The 18,193-nt window shown below is 64.7% G+C and carries 19 protein-coding genes and 1 pseudogene; 8 read left to right on the forward strand and 12 right to left on the reverse strand.

From position 1 onward, the window contains the following. Positions 1-21: 21 nt before the first annotated feature. Complete coding sequence (locus tag CFB81_RS36725; protein ID WP_256976380.1) at positions 22-573, forward strand: RES family NAD+ phosphorylase; 552 nt, start codon at positions 22-24, stop codon at positions 571-573. Here the strand turns inward: CFB81_RS36725 and CFB81_RS30020 are convergent. From CFB81_RS30020 to CFB81_RS30050, 8 genes are all read right to left on the reverse strand, one after another. Beyond that, on the reverse strand, positions 534-1,520 hold the full coding sequence (locus tag CFB81_RS30020; protein ID WP_089449589.1) for a terpene synthase family protein: 987 nt from the start codon (positions 1,518-1,520) through the stop codon (positions 534-536). The two genes, CFB81_RS36725 and CFB81_RS30020, sit on opposite strands and share 40 nt — an antisense overlap. After that, positions 1,513-2,595 (reverse strand): Rieske 2Fe-2S domain-containing protein, encoded by a 1,083-nt coding sequence (locus CFB81_RS30025; protein WP_089437586.1) that lies wholly within the window; start codon positions 2,593-2,595, stop codon positions 1,513-1,515. The genes CFB81_RS30020 and CFB81_RS30025 overlap by 8 nt, the downstream gene beginning before the upstream one ends. Positions 2,596-2,609: 14 nt before the next feature. Then, a complete protein-coding gene (locus CFB81_RS30030; RefSeq protein ID WP_089437587.1) occupies positions 2,610-3,653 on the reverse strand; it encodes a Rieske 2Fe-2S domain-containing protein in 1,044 nt (347 codons plus the stop codon). Between the two features lie 39 nt (positions 3,654-3,692). After that, complete coding sequence (gene ispH / locus CFB81_RS30035) at positions 3,693-4,646, reverse strand: 4-hydroxy-3-methylbut-2-enyl diphosphate reductase (RefSeq protein ID WP_089437588.1); 954 nt, start codon at positions 4,644-4,646, stop codon at positions 3,693-3,695. Positions 4,647-4,699: 53 nt separating this feature from the next. Continuing rightward, positions 4,700-5,509, reverse strand: coding sequence for a squalene/phytoene synthase family protein (locus tag CFB81_RS30040; RefSeq protein ID WP_089437589.1), 810 nt, complete (start codon positions 5,507-5,509; stop codon positions 4,700-4,702). 53 nt (positions 5,510-5,562) lie between these two features. Continuing rightward, positions 5,563-6,849: a 1-deoxy-D-xylulose-5-phosphate synthase gene (locus CFB81_RS30045; RefSeq protein WP_089437590.1), complete on the reverse strand. Its 1,287-nt coding sequence runs from the start codon at positions 6,847-6,849 to the stop codon at positions 5,563-5,565. 30 nt (positions 6,850-6,879) lie between these two features. After that, positions 6,880-7,047, reverse strand: a complete 168-nt coding sequence (locus tag CFB81_RS36320; protein WP_176730156.1) for a hypothetical protein — start codon at positions 7,045-7,047, stop codon at positions 6,880-6,882. Between the two features lie 773 nt (positions 7,048-7,820). Then, on the reverse strand, positions 7,821-8,099 hold the full coding sequence (locus tag CFB81_RS30050) for a hypothetical protein (protein WP_089437591.1): 279 nt from the start codon (positions 8,097-8,099) through the stop codon (positions 7,821-7,823). Between the two features lie 62 nt (positions 8,100-8,161). Here CFB81_RS30050 and CFB81_RS36325 point away from each other — a divergent pair, with 62 nt between their 5' ends. The 4 genes from CFB81_RS36325 to CFB81_RS30070 all read left to right on the forward strand — a co-directional run bounded on the left by CFB81_RS36325 (position 8,162) and on the right by CFB81_RS30070 (position 11,286). Next, a complete protein-coding gene (locus CFB81_RS36325) occupies positions 8,162-8,557 on the forward strand; it encodes a hypothetical protein (protein WP_179236121.1) in 396 nt (131 codons plus the stop codon). Positions 8,558-8,861: 304 nt separating this feature from the next. After that, positions 8,862-9,179, forward strand: a complete 318-nt coding sequence (gene groES / locus CFB81_RS30060; RefSeq protein ID WP_006482399.1) for a co-chaperone GroES — start codon at positions 8,862-8,864, stop codon at positions 9,177-9,179. A gap of 80 nt (positions 9,180-9,259) precedes the next feature. Beyond that, positions 9,260-10,882, forward strand: a complete 1,623-nt coding sequence (groL, locus tag CFB81_RS30065) for a chaperonin GroEL (protein WP_089437592.1) — start codon at positions 9,260-9,262, stop codon at positions 10,880-10,882. Between the two features lie 116 nt (positions 10,883-10,998). Next, positions 10,999-11,286, forward strand: coding sequence for a hypothetical protein (locus CFB81_RS30070; RefSeq protein WP_179236123.1), 288 nt, complete (start codon positions 10,999-11,001; stop codon positions 11,284-11,286). A gap of 165 nt (positions 11,287-11,451) precedes the next feature. Here CFB81_RS30070 and CFB81_RS30075 read toward each other — a convergent pair whose 3' ends face one another. After that, positions 11,452-12,360 (reverse strand): manganese catalase family protein, encoded by a 909-nt coding sequence (locus tag CFB81_RS30075; RefSeq protein ID WP_089437593.1) that lies wholly within the window; start codon positions 12,358-12,360, stop codon positions 11,452-11,454. 578 nt (positions 12,361-12,938) lie between these two features. Continuing rightward, the gene (locus tag CFB81_RS30080) at positions 12,939-13,220 is read right to left on the reverse strand and encodes a hypothetical protein (RefSeq protein WP_089438126.1); all 282 of its coding nucleotides are present in this window, start codon (positions 13,218-13,220) and stop codon (positions 12,939-12,941) included. Positions 13,221-13,447: 227 nt separating this feature from the next. Here CFB81_RS30080 and CFB81_RS30085 point away from each other — a divergent pair. Beyond that, a pseudogene (locus tag CFB81_RS30085) lies at positions 13,448-13,969 on the forward strand (protein-glutamate O-methyltransferase CheR); the annotation flags it as partial. A gap of 110 nt (positions 13,970-14,079) precedes the next feature. Here CFB81_RS30085 and CFB81_RS30090 read toward each other — a convergent pair. Together CFB81_RS30090 and CFB81_RS30095 are read right to left on the reverse strand one after the other, a co-directional pair. Continuing rightward, positions 14,080-15,372 (reverse strand): Nramp family divalent metal transporter, encoded by a 1,293-nt coding sequence (locus CFB81_RS30090; RefSeq protein ID WP_089437594.1) that lies wholly within the window; start codon positions 15,370-15,372, stop codon positions 14,080-14,082. Between the two features lie 241 nt (positions 15,373-15,613). Next, the gene (locus CFB81_RS30095) at positions 15,614-16,216 is read right to left on the reverse strand and encodes a TetR/AcrR family transcriptional regulator (protein WP_069617241.1); all 603 of its coding nucleotides are present in this window, start codon (positions 16,214-16,216) and stop codon (positions 15,614-15,616) included. 400 nt (positions 16,217-16,616) lie between these two features. Here CFB81_RS30095 and CFB81_RS30100 point away from each other — a divergent pair, with 400 nt between their 5' ends. Both CFB81_RS30100 and CFB81_RS30105 read left to right on the forward strand, forming a co-directional pair. Further along, a complete protein-coding gene (locus tag CFB81_RS30100; RefSeq protein WP_089437595.1) occupies positions 16,617-17,204 on the forward strand; it encodes a tetratricopeptide repeat protein in 588 nt (195 codons plus the stop codon). A gap of 120 nt (positions 17,205-17,324) precedes the next feature. Continuing rightward, entirely contained in the window at positions 17,325-18,152 is an 828-nt protein-coding gene (locus tag CFB81_RS30105) for a hypothetical protein (protein WP_089437596.1), read from the forward strand. The last annotated feature ends 41 nt before the right edge of the window (positions 18,153-18,193 follow it).

Raw genomic sequence — 18,193 nt, forward strand, 5'->3', positions numbered from 1 at the left:
TGCTGGGCATGAAGGAGGCCTGTGTCGCCTGAGGCAGCTTTTGTCGGTGTGTGCCAGGCAGCGGCAGAAACGTTGCCGAGAGAATGGGATGCGGCGGCACTGCAGGTAGCACGGCAGTTCGCCGATGCATGGCTGACCGAATCGAGGACAGCGCGCCGGGTCATCCCTTCCGTCGTCGTCCGGGCAGAGTTCAACGTGCGGGTGAATCCGGCACGTCCTGACGCGGCGCGAATCGTCGTGGCAGGTCCTCAACCCGTGGTGTGGGACGAACGCCTCCTTGTCCTGCCCCCGTCCGGGCAGTCATGGAGCCTCGATGGCGGCCCGCGCCTGAGTTGTCACGACGGCACGATTGTCGGCTCAAATTCGGATTTCGCACAACGCGTGACCGCCACTGTCGGCGCCGCAGGGGAATTGACACCGACGTTCGCGATACGACGTGCGGTGATGATTTTATTGCGCGGCACGCAGGTCCGTGATGTCGTGACAGTTTTCCGATTCCGCGTCGGTGCCGACCTCTGCTTCGAGGCTGTCAATCAGAACTCATCGACCACCCGATATCGGTTGATCATCTGATACCACTTCCACGGCCCCGACATCATGTATTCGAAGTCGGTGGCGAATTCCCGGACGCCGGTGTCCGAATGATGGCGCAAGCTGCTGCAGAGATCGGCCGTCTGCTGCATCTTTTCGCGGTGCATGTCGCAGGCACGTTGGATCGCGTGTTCCGCGGATATACCGTATTCGTGAGCCAGCACATCCACGACGTTCCAGCGCAGTTGCCGGGGCGATTGCGCATCGCGCAAGTAGCTCGCGATGTCGTTGTCGATTCCGTACAGAAAATCGCCGAGCAGGTTCAGCTCGCGCAGCGCGGGGCTGCCCCAATGTGCGCTCGAAATCGGTCGGTCGCTGCCCATGTCGATCATCGACGCGAACAGGCTCGACCCGGCCGTGTTGCCGCGGATCACCAGGAAATCTTGCAGCGTGGGCATGGTTCCCTTGACGCGGTAGCCGAGTTCGCACCCGTTGCCGTGCAGCCAGCGCAGGATACCCATGTCGAATCGGTAGAGTTGCTCGCCAGTGGCGATCTTGTGCAGCCGAAGCAGGATGTCCTGCAACGCCACCCAATACGGTTCCTGAACGTCGAGGGGCTGCTGTGGCGCATCGGCGATTTTTTGGAAGCGGGCGAGGTTGGCCGTCGTTTGCGAGAAATTGCCTTGGCTGGCCGGGCCTTCGAAGCCGGACTCGTCGAATTGCAGGATCCATGTGCATAGATGGCCCGCGGGTTCCAGCGTCTCGAACGGCATGCGCGGATAGCACAGGGATGTCAGCAAGCCCGTTTGCGCCGCATGGAACAAGGTCCACTCGCGCTCCGTCCGTACCAACCCGAATTTTTGGACCCAGGCTTCGATACTCGCGTCGAGTCGCGCGCGCATGGGATTGACGTCCTGCAGCAGCGGGCAATAGCGCTCGGGAATCACCAGGGTGTCCGGCACTGGGGTGAGCTGGCGCGGATCATTCATGGGCGGCACTCCGGGATGTCATGCGGGCGGGTTCGATGCGCGGGACGCCGGGCCTGTTCGTCGTCACGCTGTCGACCGTCTCCATTTCCGGCGGATAAAACTGCGCCGCCCATTTCCGATATTCGAGGACGGAGCGATCCATGGGCGTGGTGGCAGGGTGGGGCCGGTGAGTCTTGTAGTCCCAGATGCGCTTGTCGCGCATGTTCTGCATGTGAAACCACGGTTCATAGAGTCTGACGACGAGGGTGTTGAGCAGCAGGCGAAGCAGGCGTGGGAGGGCATCGAATGCAGCGATGCGGGCGACATGACTCCATCTGAGCGTCCATTTGGCCGGCCCGATCTGGGTGAAAGCGCCAAGCGTCCGGATTTCCAGTCCGATGCCGGGAAATTCGAGTTCACCGATCAGATAGCCAATGCCATACCAACTGGCGCGGAAGTTGAACGGCCACCGGTTCTCGTACATCGTCTTCGTGTAGGCAACCATAATGGGGCCATCGATCTTCACCTCCGGCATGACGGGCGCGCGGAAGTGATGAACGTGCGCCATATGGCCCATGTCGGCGCCGTTTTCGGCCGAATCCTGCATATGTCCTGCGATGACCGTACAGCGGTACACGGCGCGCGAGAATTCCATGCTGTCGAAGGCCGGGATCTCCCACATCGGTGGATTGCCATCGAAGTCGTACCAGACCCACGCCATTCCACCGGTTTCACGCAAATACCATTTGCTCAACCGCAGGCCCGGCGATGGGGGTTCGTTTTTCGGGCGCAGGCACGCGCCATCGGGCCCGAACGCATAACCGTGAAAGGGGCAGACGAGGTTTTCGCCCTTCACTTTGCCGCCGTGGCCGAGGTGCGCACCGAAATGCGGACAATACGAATTGATTGCGTTGAGCACGCCGGATCGAGTCCGGTACAGCACGATTTCACCGTCGGCGAGCGGGAAGGTCCGTACCGTCCCCGACTTGACGTCGTGGCTGTAACACACCGCAAACCAGCCCCTCGGATACGGTTGGACGCTGCGCTTTTCGACCGTGACACAACGATGCTGGATAGGCATGGCCGGACAGTTCATCTCGTCTCTCCCGTTCAGGTTTCGTTCACGCGCCCGAGGCCTCGACGGCTATCGGCGACGGATTCATGGGTCGGGTAGAACTGGGCCGCCCAGCGTCGAAACGCCATGATGGGTCCGTCGCCTGGCACCAGCCTCGCTTCGTGGTTGTAGCGGCGGTGATTCCAGATCTTGATGTCGTTGCCGATCTGGTATCGGAACCACACCCTTAGCGCCAGCACCAGCGTATCTTGCAGCCCGCGTCGCAGCGGGCCCGGCCACCGGTCGAGCGCGTCGACGTGAATGAAATTCAGTACCCGGGCGCGCCATTCGAGCGGTGCGGTCGGGACCGGGCAACTGAGCACCTTCAACTGCACGCGCAGCGTCGGCACGTCGATTTCGCCGATCATGTATCCGAGGCCGCAGTACGTGTTCCGGAAATGCAGCCACTGGCCGGAAGCGTGCGTCGTGATCTCGTACGTCAGTCTGGGGCCGGCGGCGCGAAAGGCGCTGACCTGCGCGTCGGCAAACTGGTGAACGCGCACCAGATGCAACCTGTCGATGCCGTTTTCGGCGATGTCCTGCACGTATCCGGGAATGTCGAAGGTGTTCCGGTCCGCGCGGGAGAACGTCCGGAGGTCGAGCTCCGGTATATCCCACGTGGGCGCCCGGCGTTCGGCGTCGTGCCACACGAATACCACGCCGTTGACTTCACGCAGCGGCCATTCGGTCAGTCGGGGGCCGCCGTGCAAGGGCGGGCTGTCTCGATCCGGCTGGTATTGTCCGCCCGGCGCAAAGGAAAGCCCGTGGTATGGGCAGACGAGATGTTCGCCGTCGACCTTGCCGCCATGGCCGAGATGGGCGCCCAGATGCGGACAATACGGGCTGATGGCTTTGGCGGCGCCGGACTGCGTGCGGTAGACGACAAGTTCGCCCCCCATGAACGGAACGGTCTGTACGCGGCCTGGTTTGAGATCGCGGCTGAAGCACGCGCCGAACCAGCCGTTCGGGTAGGGCAGCGGGCTGCGCGCATCCACTACGGGGCTGTGTCGGGGCAAGATCGGGTAGGTCGGATTCCGCATGGGACATCTCCGAATGCGACGGTTGCGCCGGGCTGCGCGTCAGGTATGCAGCGTGACCGCCGATGCGGTGCCGGGCAGCAATTCGGTCGGCAGCGGAAAGATCGCTGTTTCACGCCGTCCGGACAGGGTTTCGATCTCCAGCGGCGTGTACGTTCGCAGTACCGCAATCACCTCGTCGACCAACGTTTCGGGTGCGGATGCACCCGCAGTGACGCCGACGGTTCCGATGCCCTGGAACCACTGGCGCCCCAGTTCGCTCGCATCGGCGATCAAGTGGCTGGGGATGCCCGACTCGAGCGCGATCTCGTGCAGTCGAACGGTGTTCGAGCTGTAGCGGGCGCCAATCACCAGCATCAGTTCGACTCTGCGGCAAAGCTCGCGTACGGCCGTTTGCCGGTTCTGCGTGGCATAGCAGATGTCGTGGACATCGGGGCCGACGATGCCGGGATATCGCTGTCTGAGCGCGGCGATGATGTCGCGCGTGTCGTCCACGCTGAGTGTGGTCTGCGTGATATAGGCCAGCGGCGCGTCGGCGGCAAACGGCAGGGCTGCTACATCGGCCTTGCTTTCCACCAGGACCGTCGCGTCCGGGGCCTGGTCTAGTGTGCCGACAACTTCGGGGTGTCCGGCATGCCCGATCAGCACGACGGTCTTCCCTTGCGACGCATAACGCCGGGCCTGGACGTGGACCTTGGCGACGAGCGGGCAGGTGGCGTCGAGCACATGCAAGCCACGCTGTCGCGCTTCGGCCTCCACCTTTTGACCGACACCATGCGCACTGAACACGGTCACCGCCTGTTCGGGAATGTCGGCGAGGGACTCGACGAAGACGGCGCCTTTGCGCCTGAGGCCGTCCACGACTCGCCGGTTGTGGACGATTTCGTGCCGAACGTAGACGGGAGCACCGTATTTTTCCAGTGTGCGATCGACAATGTCGATCGCGCGTACGACTCCGGCGCAGAAGCCGCGAGGTTCGGCAAGGATGACGCGCATGTTGAAGCCTCCGGGAAAGCGCGATATGGCGATAAACGCGGAACGTGGTGCCGTCATGGTCGACCGGCGAGTCCATCCGCTGCCGCGTAAGCGCGTGGTTCGCTGCCGGCGTCGATCGCTTGCTTCAGATTCAGCGCGGCGTGCCGCGCAGTGATCAGCGGTTGTTCGCAGAAGCTGCGCGCGGGGCCTGGTGGCAGCGCGTCCAGATACGCCTGCGCCAGTGCGAGTTCTCGCCCGACATAACCGAGCATCTCGCGCAAGCCCCAGCCGTGTGGCCAGAAATCGACCCCGCGCCCGGTGTCTTCGTCACGATCGATCAGGATGTTGACGGCCTGCAGCGCGCGGCCGTATCCGATGGCGTCGGTACGGTTGGTGTCGGTGTGATTGAACCAGCCCCACAGATCGCTGAGTAGCAGCACCAGCGTACCGGCCACTGCATAGGTATACCGGTTCAAGTCCTGCTCCGTCCGGATCGCGAAATCCGATTCGACCCAATCCGCCATTCGCTCTGCCATGACGGAAAACGTGTCGAGTACGCGAGGCGCGATGTCGATCGGCGCGAGCGTGACCCATTGGCCCAGTTGCAGCGAAACCGGTGGGAGAACGTCTTCATAGCCTTCGAATGCGGCCTGAAAATCCGCTGGCGAGAAGTGGGTTTGCAGAATGGCGCTGACACGCCGAAGCAGGCGAGCCCGGTCCGCGGCGGCCATGGTCGGGTGATCCTCGATTTCATCGATGCCGCGCATGCACAGGTAGGCGCACGACGCCGCCTCGTTCAGCCTGGGCGGCAGGCCGACTACGGGCAGATACCACGTCTTGCTGTACTGCCGGATCATGTCATGGGCTTTCGAGAGCGGAATCATCTTTTTCTCCCGGTGGGAAAGAAAGGTTGCGGGCCAGGGGGGGGGCGGCAGGGCTAGGACGCCAGGCTCATGTGCGTCATCGTTCGGGGCGAACGACAAGGGGCGGCGGCTTCACTGAAAAAACGATCGATGGATTGCACCAGCCCGTCGACATCGAGGCCGCAGGCGGCAAGCAGCATGGCCGGGTCGCCATGTCCGACGAACTGGTCCGGCAGGCCGAGTTGCAATACGGGAATCGGCACACGCTGCGCGGCCAGCACTTCCAGGCAGGCGGAACCCGCACCACCGGCGACGCAACCTTCCTCTACCGTGACGAGTACGTCGTGCTGGTCGGCGAGGGTACGCACGAGATCAATATCCAGCGGTCTGATGAAGCGCATGTTCGCCACCGTGGCATCCAGCCGCTTGCCGGCTTTTAGGCCGGCCTCCACCATGGAGCCGAAAGCCAGGATCGCGATGCGGGCGCCTGGTGGCTGTGACGAGGTACGTATCACCGCGCCCTTGCCGATCGGTATGGGCTGCATCTGTTGAACGGGCGGCACGCCAGGGCCGCAGCCGCGCGGATAGCGCACGGCCGCGGGGCCATCGTGATCGAGCGCTGTATGCAGCATCTGGCGGCACTCGCTTTCGTCCGCCGGCGCCATGAGAACGAGATCCGGGATGCATCGCAGGAACGCAATGTCGAACGCACCCATGTGGGTCGCGCCGTCCGCGCCGACGATGCCTGCCCGATCGATCGCAAACGTGACCGGCAGGCGCTGGATCGCGATGTCGTGGATCAACTGGTCGTATCCGCGCTGCAGGAACGTCGAGTAGATCGCTACCACGGGTTTCAGTCCGTCGGCCGCCAGCCCGCCGGCGAACGTGATCGCGTGCTGCTCGGCGATGCCGGCGCTCAATGCGCCGTCGCCGATCACCGCCACGCAATGCCGCGCTTCGCCGTTGATCCGGGCGGCATGCGCCATGCCGAGCACGGCGGAGATCGACGTGCTGGAGTGTGCGGTGCCGAACGCGTCGTACGGCGATTCGCTGCGGCGCGGAAAACCGGAGATGCCGCCGCTTTGGCGCAGTGTCTTCATCGCCTCGCGCCGACCGGTCAGGATCTTGTGCGGATAGGACTGGTGCCCGACGTCCCAGACGATGCGATCGCGCGGCGTATCGAATACGTAGTGCAGCGCGATGGCCAGTTCGACGGAACCGAGATTGGACGCGGGATGCCCGCCGGTGGCGGCGACGCTGTGCAGCACGAAATCGCGCAGTTGGGTCGCGAGGTCAGGCAATTGTGCGCGCGCGAGTTTCCTGAGGTCGGCCGGCGCGTCGATTGCACTCAAGGCATCCATGTCCGTATTCCGGGGGATAGGGGCGGTGGGTTATGTCGATACCGACAGGAGCGCGGCACGCGGCTGGAGCACGGCGTCATCGAGCCGAACGCGCGCGTGAATTTCGCGAAGCAGCAGGCCGGGCTGGTGCATGTGGGTTTGGGTATCGGTTTCTACCTGCGCGTCGTTTTCGTGCGCCTGAATCAGTATTTCTTCCATTTACTTTCGCCTAAATGGATTCGCCATTTAAAAAATGAAGCGCCGCGTCGAAGGTGGAATTCGATTCGGCAGGGTGCAGCGCAATGCGACAGATTTTCCTTCGAAAGCGGATATTGAATTACCGCGATCAATATGAAAGCGAAAATTGCGTTCGTGCGATTATTGAAATGGAAGGCGTGGCGAGTCGAAACGAGCCATGTCATTACCCATATGCAGAGCGTCCTCCGATGACGCCGCTCCGTTACGAACGAAGGCAGGCAGGCGGTGGTTGCTGTGCACGTTGTAAATCAGGAAGCGTTTCCGTCAAGCAACGAATGCCGAGCCGGAACGATCCGCGCCGGCTCTTTAGTAGAATTTATGTTTGGTTAAATCTAGGAGGGCGATTCGTGAATGTCAAGAATCGCACCTCATCTGTTTTTGTAATAGTGATCGAGAAACGCATGTGGGATTTATTATGTTGATTACATTTTTTTGGAATTTTATACAATTACCGGGTTAGATGAATATTGCGAAACGATCGCCCGGTTCGGGAGACGGCGTGGCGGATCCCTACGATCGACAACCTGGCGCGCGGTAGCCGCACGTTGCGTGCAGTTTTATCGCGACACGAGGGTGTCGACTGTGCGGGCATGTGCGGCCCAACGCTTTTTGCAAGCCACTTGGGGTGATCGAGAAGAGCAAGTTCACCGAAGAACAGATCACCTATGCGTTGAGGCAGGCCGAACTGGCACGACCGCCTGCACGTCGGTCGCCGAGTCGGCGACCGAGCCGCGTCATCCGGCCTCATCCGATAGTGCGACGCGCGCTTCGCCTTGACCGCCGCGCTTCGCTGTCACCCCATGGCTCCGGCGGGAAGCGATGTCGCCCCCGAGCGCATGGAGAATCGATCGGCCTTTCTTCGTCAGATACGCGCGTCGGCGGCCGGGGGCGCCATGTTCGAGCATGACGAGCTGCCGTTCGAGCAACGCATCGAGTTCGGCGCGATTCATGTCGAGCTGATCCGGCGCCTGGCACACCAGCATCAGCGTCGCGAATTCGTGCGGGCTCAGCATGGCCGTCCCCCGTCGCGCACGGCACTGCCAATAGCGGGCATCACGCGGAAAAACGAAATGGGGTGCTGCACGCTTCCAAGCGCGGCGACCCGGCGGCGCGGCAGCTTCGGCTGGCCGATCGCGGCGGGTTGGGCCGCGCCGCGCAACGCGAATGGCTTGCGCGCAGCACGTACGCGAGCGCCGATCGGCGCCAGGCGACTCGTACCGTTGCGCGCTGTCCGCAGGCCGGCCGGCAGACCCGTGACGACGCGGGCGGCGCGTCGTGGTCGGCGGCCGACCCCCGGCAGCCGATCGAAGAGAAGGAAAGGATCGTTCATGATTCGCTCCCGGTTGAGCCTCGCACGGAGGACGAACCGGACCACGCGCTCCAGTTCGTCGATCCGCGAGAGGCCTCGCTGACAAACAAATCGAAACACGCAGCGCGTAAGCCGCGGCTGCTTGAGCGATACCCAAAATAGGATGGGAAGCGCGGATTTCAAGCGCCGCCTCCGTGACGATTCGCGTGGCCTGTGCGGCGGCCGTCGGCGTCGTGTTGTCGCTCGTCACGGGGGTGTCGCGAGACAACCGCCGATCATCAAACAGGCGCTTCCGCGCCGAAACATTTTGTTACAAACGTCCTTTTCTCACCCCCTTGAAGCGCGCTTCCCGCGCCACTATTTCGCTTTTCGCCAATCGACGGCACGCCGGCGCAGCGCAGCCCTTGCGCATGCACGCGTCGGCGGATTCCCTTTTCCAGGTGATCTCATCGCTCAGGAGATGAAAATGCAGATTCGTCCCCTCTACGACCGGGTTATCGTCAAGCGAATCGAACAGCAGCGGACGACGGCCTCCGGCATCGTGATTCCCGATTCGGCGGCCGAACGGCCCGAGCAGGGTGAAGTGATTGCGGTCGGCAGCGGCCGGCTGCTCCAGGACGGCTCGCAGCGCCCGCTGCAGCTCCAGGTCGGCGACCAGGTTCTTTTCGGCAAATATGCAGGCCAGACCGTGAAGGTGAACGGCGAGGAACTGCTCGTGATGCGCGAAGAGGACGTCATGGGCGTACTCGAACCCGAATCGCCGGCCGCCAGGAAAGCGGCCTGAATGCCGATTCGACCGCGTCGCACGGGTGACTGCCCGATGCGCGCGGCATCCCGTTCAACGACTGTATCCGGAGCAAGAAAATGACTGCAAAAGACGTGAAATTCCGCGACGGCGCCCGCCAGCAGATCGTCAAGGGCGTGAACGTGCTGGCCGACGCGGTGAAGGTGACGCTCGGCCCGAAGGGCCGCAACGTCGTGATCGAACGCGGCTTCGGCGCGCCTGTGATCACGAAGGACGGCGTGTCGGTCGCGAAGGAAATCGAGCTGAAGGACCGCTTCGAGAACATGGGCGCGCAGATCGTCAAGCAGGTCGCGTCCAAGACGGCCGACGTGGCCGGCGACGGGACGACCACCGCCACCGTGCTCGCGCAGGCGATCGTGCAGGAAGGCATGAAGCACGTCGCGGCCGGCATGAATCCGATGGATCTGAAGCGCGGCATCGACAAGGCCGTCGGCGCGGTGCTCGACGAGTTGCGCAAGCTGTCCCGGCCGATTTCGACCCACAAGGAAATCGCGCAGGTCGGCGCGATTTCCGCGAACTCGGATGAGGCGATCGGCAAGATCATTGCCGACGCGATGGAGAAAGTGGGCAAGGATGGCGTGATTACCGTGGAGGACGGCAAGTCGCTGGAGAACGAACTCGACGTGGTCGAAGGCATGCAGTTCGATCGCGGCTACGTGAGCCCGTATTTCATCAACGATCCGGCGAAGCAGGCGGCCTATCTCGACGATGCGCTGATTTTGCTGCACGACAAGAAGATCTCCAGTGTCCGCGACCTGCTGCCGATTCTCGAAGCGGCGTCAAAGGCCGGCAAGCCGTTGCTGATCGTCGCCGAGGACGTCGAAGGCGAAGCGCTCGCGACACTCGTGGTGAACTCGATGCGCGGCATCCTGAAGGTCGCCGCCGTCAAGGCGCCGGGCTTTGGCGACCGACGCAAGGCCATGCTCGAGGATCTCGCGATCCTGACCGGCGCGACGGTCATCTCCGAGGAAACCGGCAAGCAGCTCGACAAGGCCACGCTCGAGGATCTTGGCAGTGCGAAGCGTGTCGAGATACGCAAGGACGATACGATCATCATCGACGGCGCGGGCGATGCGGCGCGCATCGACGCGCGCGTGAAGGCGATTCGCGCGCAGATCGACGAAGCGACGAGCGACTACGATCGCGAGAAGCTGCAGGAGCGTGTCGCGAAACTCGCGGGCGGCGTGGCGGTGATCAAGGTCGGCGCGGTCACCGAGGTCGAAATGAAGGAGAAGAAGGATCGCGTCGACGATGCGCTGCATGCGACGCGCGCCGCGGTCGAGGAGGGCATCGTGCCCGGCGGCGGCGTCGCGCTGCTGCGCGCGCGCGCGGCGCTGTCGGACCTCCGGGGCGCGAATGCGGACCAGGACGCCGGCATCCGGATCGCGCTGCGCGCGCTGGAGGCGCCGCTGCGCGTCATCGCGGCCAATGCGGGCGACGAACCGTCGGTCGTGGTCTCGAAGGTGCTCGAAGGCACCGGGAACTTCGGCTACAACGCGGCGACCGGCGAGTACGGCGATCTGGTGGACGCGGGCGTGGTCGATCCGACCAAGGTCACGCGTACCGCGCTGCAGAACGCCGCGTCGATCGCGAGCCTGGTGCTGACGACCGATGCGACCGTCGCGCAAGCGCCGAAAGAGGACAGCGTCGAGCCGGCTCCCGCGCCCGAACTCGGCTACTGACCGGCGTCGCAGGCCCGCCTGCGATGGTCGACCAGCCGCTGGCCGGAGCGGCTTTTGCCGGCGCGCGCGACAGTGGGGACGCGCCGCGCCGTTTTTTCATGTTTGCGAGACCGACCATGAAGCTCGAACTTTCGATCGATTCCCGGCCGCTGAACGTCGAGATCGACGACGTGATCGCCGGCCTGCTCGCGGCGCGGCTCGGCCTGCCGCCGGACGGCGACCATCGCGTCGCGATCGGCCGCTACCTCGGCGACGCGGCGGCGCCGTGGACGCTGGATGACGACCATATGCGCAAGCGCGTGATGCGCCGCCTGATTCTCGACATCGCCGATCCGACGCTGGTCATCCAGTACCTGATGGCCGACCAGACCGACCAGGCCGGGCCCGGCGAAGCAGGCGCCTGACGTGCGCTGAACGCGCGCTGGCGAGTGCAAGTGCGTGTGCGCGCCGCGCAGCGATTCCATCGAACGTTCGTCGCCCGCGGTGTCAGGCTGTTGTCATGTCATCCTCCATCGCAGAACGAAGCGACGCTCGCGGCGGCGCCCGAGCACCCGTCTTCGCGCTTGCGGTCAGCCGCCACCGTCCGGCTTGCCGGGCGCGCGGCCCTGCGGGACCGGCTGGCCTGCACCCAGCTCGGCGCCGGTGACCGGGTCGCTGTTCGGATCGGACGCGAGCCGCTGCGCCATCGCGTCGATCGCGTCCACCTGCTGCGGCTCGAGCATCCCTTCGGCAATACCGGTGCCGCCGTCGACCGCCGGCTCGGCGTCGCGGATTTCGAGACCTTCGCCATGATTCCAGGGGCCGACCAGCGGCGCCGCGTCCGGCTGCATCCGGAAGTACACGCTGTCGTACGGCGCCTTCGGCGGCAGCTTGCCGGGCGGGAAATTCGCGGTGATCGCATACAGCGCCTTCTCGAACGACTTCAGGTGCGAGACCTCGCGCGTCATCAGGAAGCCGAGCGCGTCGCGAATGTCCGGATCGTCGGTCACGTTGATGAGCCGTTCGTAGATGATCTTCGCGCGCGCTTCGGCCGCGATGTTCGAACGCAGGTCGGCGGTCGGTTCGCCGATCGTGTCGATGTACGCGGCCGACCACGGCACGCCGCCCGAATTCGTCAATGGCGCGCCCGCGCCGTACAGCACCTGCGTCACGTGGCTGTCGTTGCCGGCGCCGTGCAGCTTGCGGTACAGCTCGGCCTGTTCGTCGACTGCTTCCGCGAGTTCGCCCTTCGCGCCGCGGTTGAGCATCGCGGCCATCGAGCCGATCACTTCGAGATGGCTCAGCTCCTCCGTCGCGATGTCGAGCAGCATGTCCTTGCGGCCGGGGTCCTCCTCGGTGATCGCCTGAGTGAAATAGCGCATCGCGGCGGCGAGTTCGCCCTGCGGGCCGCCGAACTGCTCGAGCAGCAGATTGGCGAGGCCGGGGTTCGGCGCGCCGACGCGCACCGTGTACTGAAGCCGTGTGTTGTGGATGAACATGGCATCTCCGTGGAAAGGGTTGCGCGACATTCGCGGTGGCGAGTCAGCACGAATCGATCCCGTGGCCGGCCGACGATCCCGGGTACGCGGCGCGATTCCGGCCGGCGTGCGCTGAGCTGTGGGAGCGGCTTTCGGCGAACAATGGCCGGTCGAGCACGGGTCGGCGCCGGATGACGAAGGCGCGATCGGTTCGCGAGGTGTCGCTTCTCGCGCACGGGGTGGACGGTTGCCGATGCAAGGACGCGGCGCGAGGGAAGGGCGGCGTCGGCGGCAATACGAGCGCGTCGCGTGACTTGCAACCGTCGTTGCCGGATTTCCAAGCGGTTGTCGTTTCGGCAGCATGGGGCGCGTGACGCCCGTTTCGTGACGATGGCGACGCGCGGCGAAGGAGCGCACCGCGACGGACATGCCGCGTTGCTGGCGGGGCCGATCGGCGCGGTGGCGTCGCGGTCGGGCGGCACCTGAATGGCCGGTGCGTCAGCGTCCGGACGATCGCGGCAGCCCCTATTCCCCGCGATGCCGCGCGAACCGGATGACGACGGGCGCGCGGGCCGACCAGCGCCGGCCGGCGTGCCGGTTCAGCGCGCTTTCAGCATTTCGTCGGCGAGCCGGTAGGCGCTGACCGCGCGCTTCGATTCGTAGTCGGCGATCGTCGACACGTTGCGCCCGGCGTCGCGTGACAGCAAGCCCTGCAGCGCGGCGGCGGCGAAGAAATCGCGCAGGTCCGGCGTCGCGGATTTCGGCTCCGGCGGAGCGGCTTCGACGATCGGCCCCGCTTTCCAGAAAACGGGCGACGGCGTGCCTGCCTTGGAGACGGCGGCGGTTTGCTTGATGCTCACATCCTGGGAAAACGGCGTCATTTCTTCCCCTTCGATCAAGTATCTGTTGGCGAAGCAGCGTAACGTCCCCGACTACGTGGGCGAGCATCGTCTCGTTTTTTTTGAGCGGTACTAACCGATTGATCGACGCGAATATTCGCCGGTAATACGGCATCCGTCAAAGGAAATAAATTGAATCCGACGGGCCGACGCACGAGCACGAATCGTTCCCGATGGCGATCGATGGGAAGCATCGCGTTTCGCCAACCGAGGTACGCGTGTGGGTGGCCGGATGCGCGACGGGCGAAGAGGCGTACTCGATCTCGCTGCTGTTCGCGCGGGCGCGCGAGGCCGCGATGTCGAGCCAGGCCATCCAGGTCTTCGCGACCGATATCGACGAAGCGGCGATCGTCCGCGCGCGGACCGGTTCCTACCCGCTGTCGATCGCGAGCGATGTGCCCGCCCCGTTGCTGCAACGGTATTTCACGCGGGAAGGCGCGCACTACGTGATCGCGAAGGCGGTGCGCGAACGCATCCTGTTCGCGGCGCACAGCCTGCTGCGCGATCCACCGTTCTCGCATCTCGACCTGATCTCGTGCCGCAACGTGCTGATCTATCTGGAACGGGCGGTGCAGCGGCAAATCCTGGAGCTGTTCCATTTCGCGTTGCGTCCGAACGGCTAGCTGTTCCTCGGCACCGCCGAATCGGCCGACGCGGCGGACGATCTGTTTTCGGTCGTGGACAAGAAACGCCGGATTTACCGTGCACGCGTCGTCACGCATCGCGCGAAGCAGGCCAAAACCAGCGGCTCGCGGACGTGCTGCGCAATGCGGTCGGCTCGGCGATAAGCAGGGGCAAACTGGAGTGAGCGCAGCGAGCCGCGCCAACCGCGCCGGGGGTTTTATCCCGGCACGAACACGCCTAGCGCCGCGATCGCCATCGCGAGCGTCGCGACCCATCCTCCCCACGCAAGCGGGCCTCTGACGGCGAACTCGCCCATGACTCGTCGGCTTCTCGCCATCAGCATCATCACGACCATGATCGGCACGGCGCTCACGCCGTTGATGACGGCGCTCCAGTACAGCGCGCGGATCGGGTCGAAATGCATGAACGTAAACGCGATTCCGCCGACGATCGCCAATACGATCACCGCATAGAATTCGGGCGCGACGCCCCACTGCAACGCGAGGCTATTGCGCCAGCGGAACGTGCCGGCCGCCGCATAGGCGGCCGATCCCGCGAGCACCGGCAGCGCCAGCAGGCCGGTGCCGACGATGCCGAGCGCGAACAGCACGTACGCGAAGTGACCGGCAAGCGGCTCGAGTGCCCGCGCGGCGTCCGCCGACGTTTTGACGTCGATGTGACGGGCGTGGAGTGTGGCCGCCGCCGTCAGCACGATGAAGAACCCGATCACGTTCGACACGCCCATGCCGAACCACGTGTCGAAGCTGATCCGGCGCAACTGCGCGGGCGCCTGGCGCGGCATGCGCCGCAACGGCCGCTGGTTCGGCGCGGCGCGCAATTCCTCGACTTCCTGGGACGCCTGCCAGAAAAACAGATACGGGCTGATGGTCGTGCCGAGCACGGCGACGACCGTGGTCAGATAGGCGGCGGTCAGTTGCGCATCGGGCTGCACGATAGCGCGACCGACCTCGGCCCAGCTGACGGGCACGATGAGGGCGACCGCGACATACGCCAGCAGCGTCAGCGCGGTCCATTTGAGCAATCGCGAGTAGCGGTCGTATGGAACGAACACCTGCAGCACGACCGACACGCCGCCGAGGCACACGATGTAGAGCTGCTGCGGGCCGGGCAGCAACAAATTGACGGCCGCCCCCATGGCCGACAGGTCGGCCGCGATGTTGATCACGTTGGCCGTGATCAGCAGCACGACCGTCCCGTGCAGCAGCCATCGCGGGTAGTGCGTGCGCATGTTGGACGCGAGACCTTTGCCCGTCACGCGGCCGATTCTCGCGCTGACCAGCTGGATGGCCGTCATCAGCGGATACGTCAACAGCAGCGCCCACAGCAATTCGAAGCCGAACTGCGCACCCGCCTGCGAATAGGTGCCGATGCCGGAAGGATCGTCGTCGGCGGCGCCGGTGACCAGGCCGGGACCGAGACGCCGGACCCACGTGGCCGCATTCGGGGCCGGTTCCGTCGGCTCGGGCTGGAGAAAATCGTTGTCGTTCATGATGGCGGGCCTCCCGTGCGGCACGCGCAATCGCCGTACCCGCCCGGCGGGCGTCGCGCCGCGGCGGCCCGGCCGGGCGTTACGGCCCGTTCGGCTTCGCCATGTCGCCAGCGTCGATCTTGATCGCGTGTTCCTTCGAGACCGGCCGCGCACCGGCCATGCTCGCGCTGCCGATGCGCAACTTCACGCGCACCGGTTCGTTTGCATCGAGTCCCGACACATCGCCGGCGCGCGACGCGCGTTACGTCGGGCTAGCCGCACCGTCGGCGGGCGAGACCGTCGCGTGCATCGCCTGTTCGAGAAGGGCGTGCGCGGCTTGCCACGCGCGCGCGGCAGCCGCGGAATCGTTGAAGGCCCGTGCTTCGACCGTCGCGCCGTCCAGCAGCATCATGAAGACCGTTGCCAGCCGGTTGGCGGTTTCGGGCGGCACGAGAGCCCCGATCAGCTCCGCGATCCATTCGACCATCGTGCGGCGATAGCGGATCGCGACATCCGATATCGGCGCATAAGCGGTGCCGAATTCGGCCAGCGCACGCTCGAACAGGCAGCCGGCAAATTCGGGTGTCCTGAACCATGCCGCGTACCAGTCGAAGATGGTCTTGACGCGCTCGACCGGATCGGTGACGTGCTGCAACTGCGCGGCGATGCTGCCGACGATGAGGTCGTAGCGCTGGACCAGCACTTCGCGAATCAGTTCGTCCTTGCTCGCAAAATGCCGGTACAGCGTCATGCGGGCGACACCGGAATCGTCGATGATCCAGTCGACACCCACCGGATGGAATCCGTGCCTGGAGAACAGTTCGGTCGCTTTGTCCACCACCAGCTGGCGTTTGTTGGCTCGCACGAACGGCTTCCTCCTCGATATTTCAGTAGCATAGACCGATTATTCTAGCATCATGCTGCTCGACGAAATCGGCATCCCGGCGTTGTCCCGCCGGGCAATCCTGGCGGCCGGCGCCGGTCATCAAGTCATCTTGACTATTGGATAGACCGATATGTATCATTTGAATCCAGAAAGCATCGATCGGTATTGCGTGGATTAAAGAGGCGGAACGCGGGGCTGTGTTCCGCTCTCTGTTTTCCGCCGTATCGGACGCTGCAACGATGTTTCAAGCCGAAAAGAGAACCTGAGAGAGCCTCGGCATGCGAGCCCGCGGAACGTCCGCGCCTCGCACCGCCCGGGGCAGGCTCGCGGGCGAGCGCGCGAAGCAATACGGCGCCAATGAAACGTGAGGAAAGTACCCATGTATCGCCGTTTACTCGCACCGGGGCTGCTGTTGCTGCTGGCCGCGTGCGCGCAGGATCCGTCGATCACCGCCGGCACGGTACGGATTTGCGACGACACGGGTTGTTCCGATCGCCCTAAAGATCAGGTCTCCTATCAAAAAAGGGACGATGCGCAAGACCGCGACGATCCACGCATCGCCGCGCTCAAGCAAACCGCGAAGACCCAGCCGAAGGCCGCCTACGACCTTGGCCTGCGCTATTTCCGCGGCGACGGCGTGCGCCAGGACAGCTACCAGGCGCTCAAGTGGATGCGCGAGGCCGCCGAACGCGGCGACCTGAACGCGCAAAAGGCGCTCGGCGGTTTCTACCTGTTCGGCCTCGAGGAAATGGGCTCGGATGCGCGCGAAGCGGAGAAGTGGCTGTCGATCGCGGCGGGCCGCGGCGACAAGGAATCGAAAAAGCTGCTCGAACTCGCGCGCAAGGCCAAGAAAGAAGACGAAGAAGACTGGAAGTGGCGCACGCAATGGCGTGACACGTATTACGGCTACTGGTACTCGGGCTATCCGTACTACGGCGTCTGGCAACAGACGTACTGGTACTACTGACCGGGTATCGAGCAACGGGGCAGCAGCGGGGAGACCACCATCGCGCGCCACGCCGGGGGGCTTATCGACGTTCGCACGAACACATAAGCCGAACAACGACTCTAATCGACCGACAACGACATGAAGACCAACCTTTCCCAACGTCTCACTCAAGGCGCGCTGGTTGCAGCGCTTGGCGCGTGCGTCGCGGGTTGCGGCGGCGTGGTGACGCCCGGCGGGCAGAACGCCGGCGTGACGGGCGCGGCGGCAGGCGGCGCGAGCGCCGGCGCCGATTCGCAACTGCAGCGCTGTGCGTCGCCGCTGGGCACGATCGCGGTCGACGACGGCCGCAACGCCGACTGGTGGGGCCCGTTCGGCAGCGCGACCAAGGTGACGAGCATCGACCCGCTGCTGCGGCTGGCCGTGCAGCAGTCGAACTGCTTCGTGATCACGTCGATCGGCAACCAGAAGAGCGACGCGCGCCTGTCGCGCATCACGCAGCTGCAGCGCAACTCGGGCGAATACCGCGCGGGCTCGAAGCAGCAGAAGGGCCAGCGCGTCGCGGCCGACTACTACATGGAACCGCAGATCGTGATCAACGATTCGCCGATCGGCGGGATCGGCAGCATGATCGGCGGGCTGATCGGCAACAGCGCGGTGGCGGCGGTGGCGGGCCACCTGCAGACGAAGGCGTCGGTGGTGACGCTGACGCTGTTCGACGTGCGCTCGGCGGTGCAGATCGCGGCGTCGGAAGGCAGCTCGACGGCGACGAACTACGGCGCGGCGCTGGGCGGCCTCGGCGGCGGGGTGGGCGGCGGGCTCGCCGGCTTCTCGACGACGCCGGAAGGCAAGGCGACGGTCGTCGCGTTCATCGACGCGTGGAACAAGATGGTCGTGGCGCTGCGCAGCTACAAGGCGCAGGACGTCAAGGGCGGGCTGGGCCGCGGTGGCCAGCTGCAGGTCAACTGACGTCGCCGGGCCGGCGGGGGCCGCCGGCCGATCCTGATTCG

Origin of the sequence: Burkholderia sp. AU28863 (assembly GCF_002223195.1) — a bacterium.
Classification (GTDB): domain Bacteria; phylum Pseudomonadota; class Gammaproteobacteria; order Burkholderiales; family Burkholderiaceae; genus Burkholderia; species Burkholderia sola.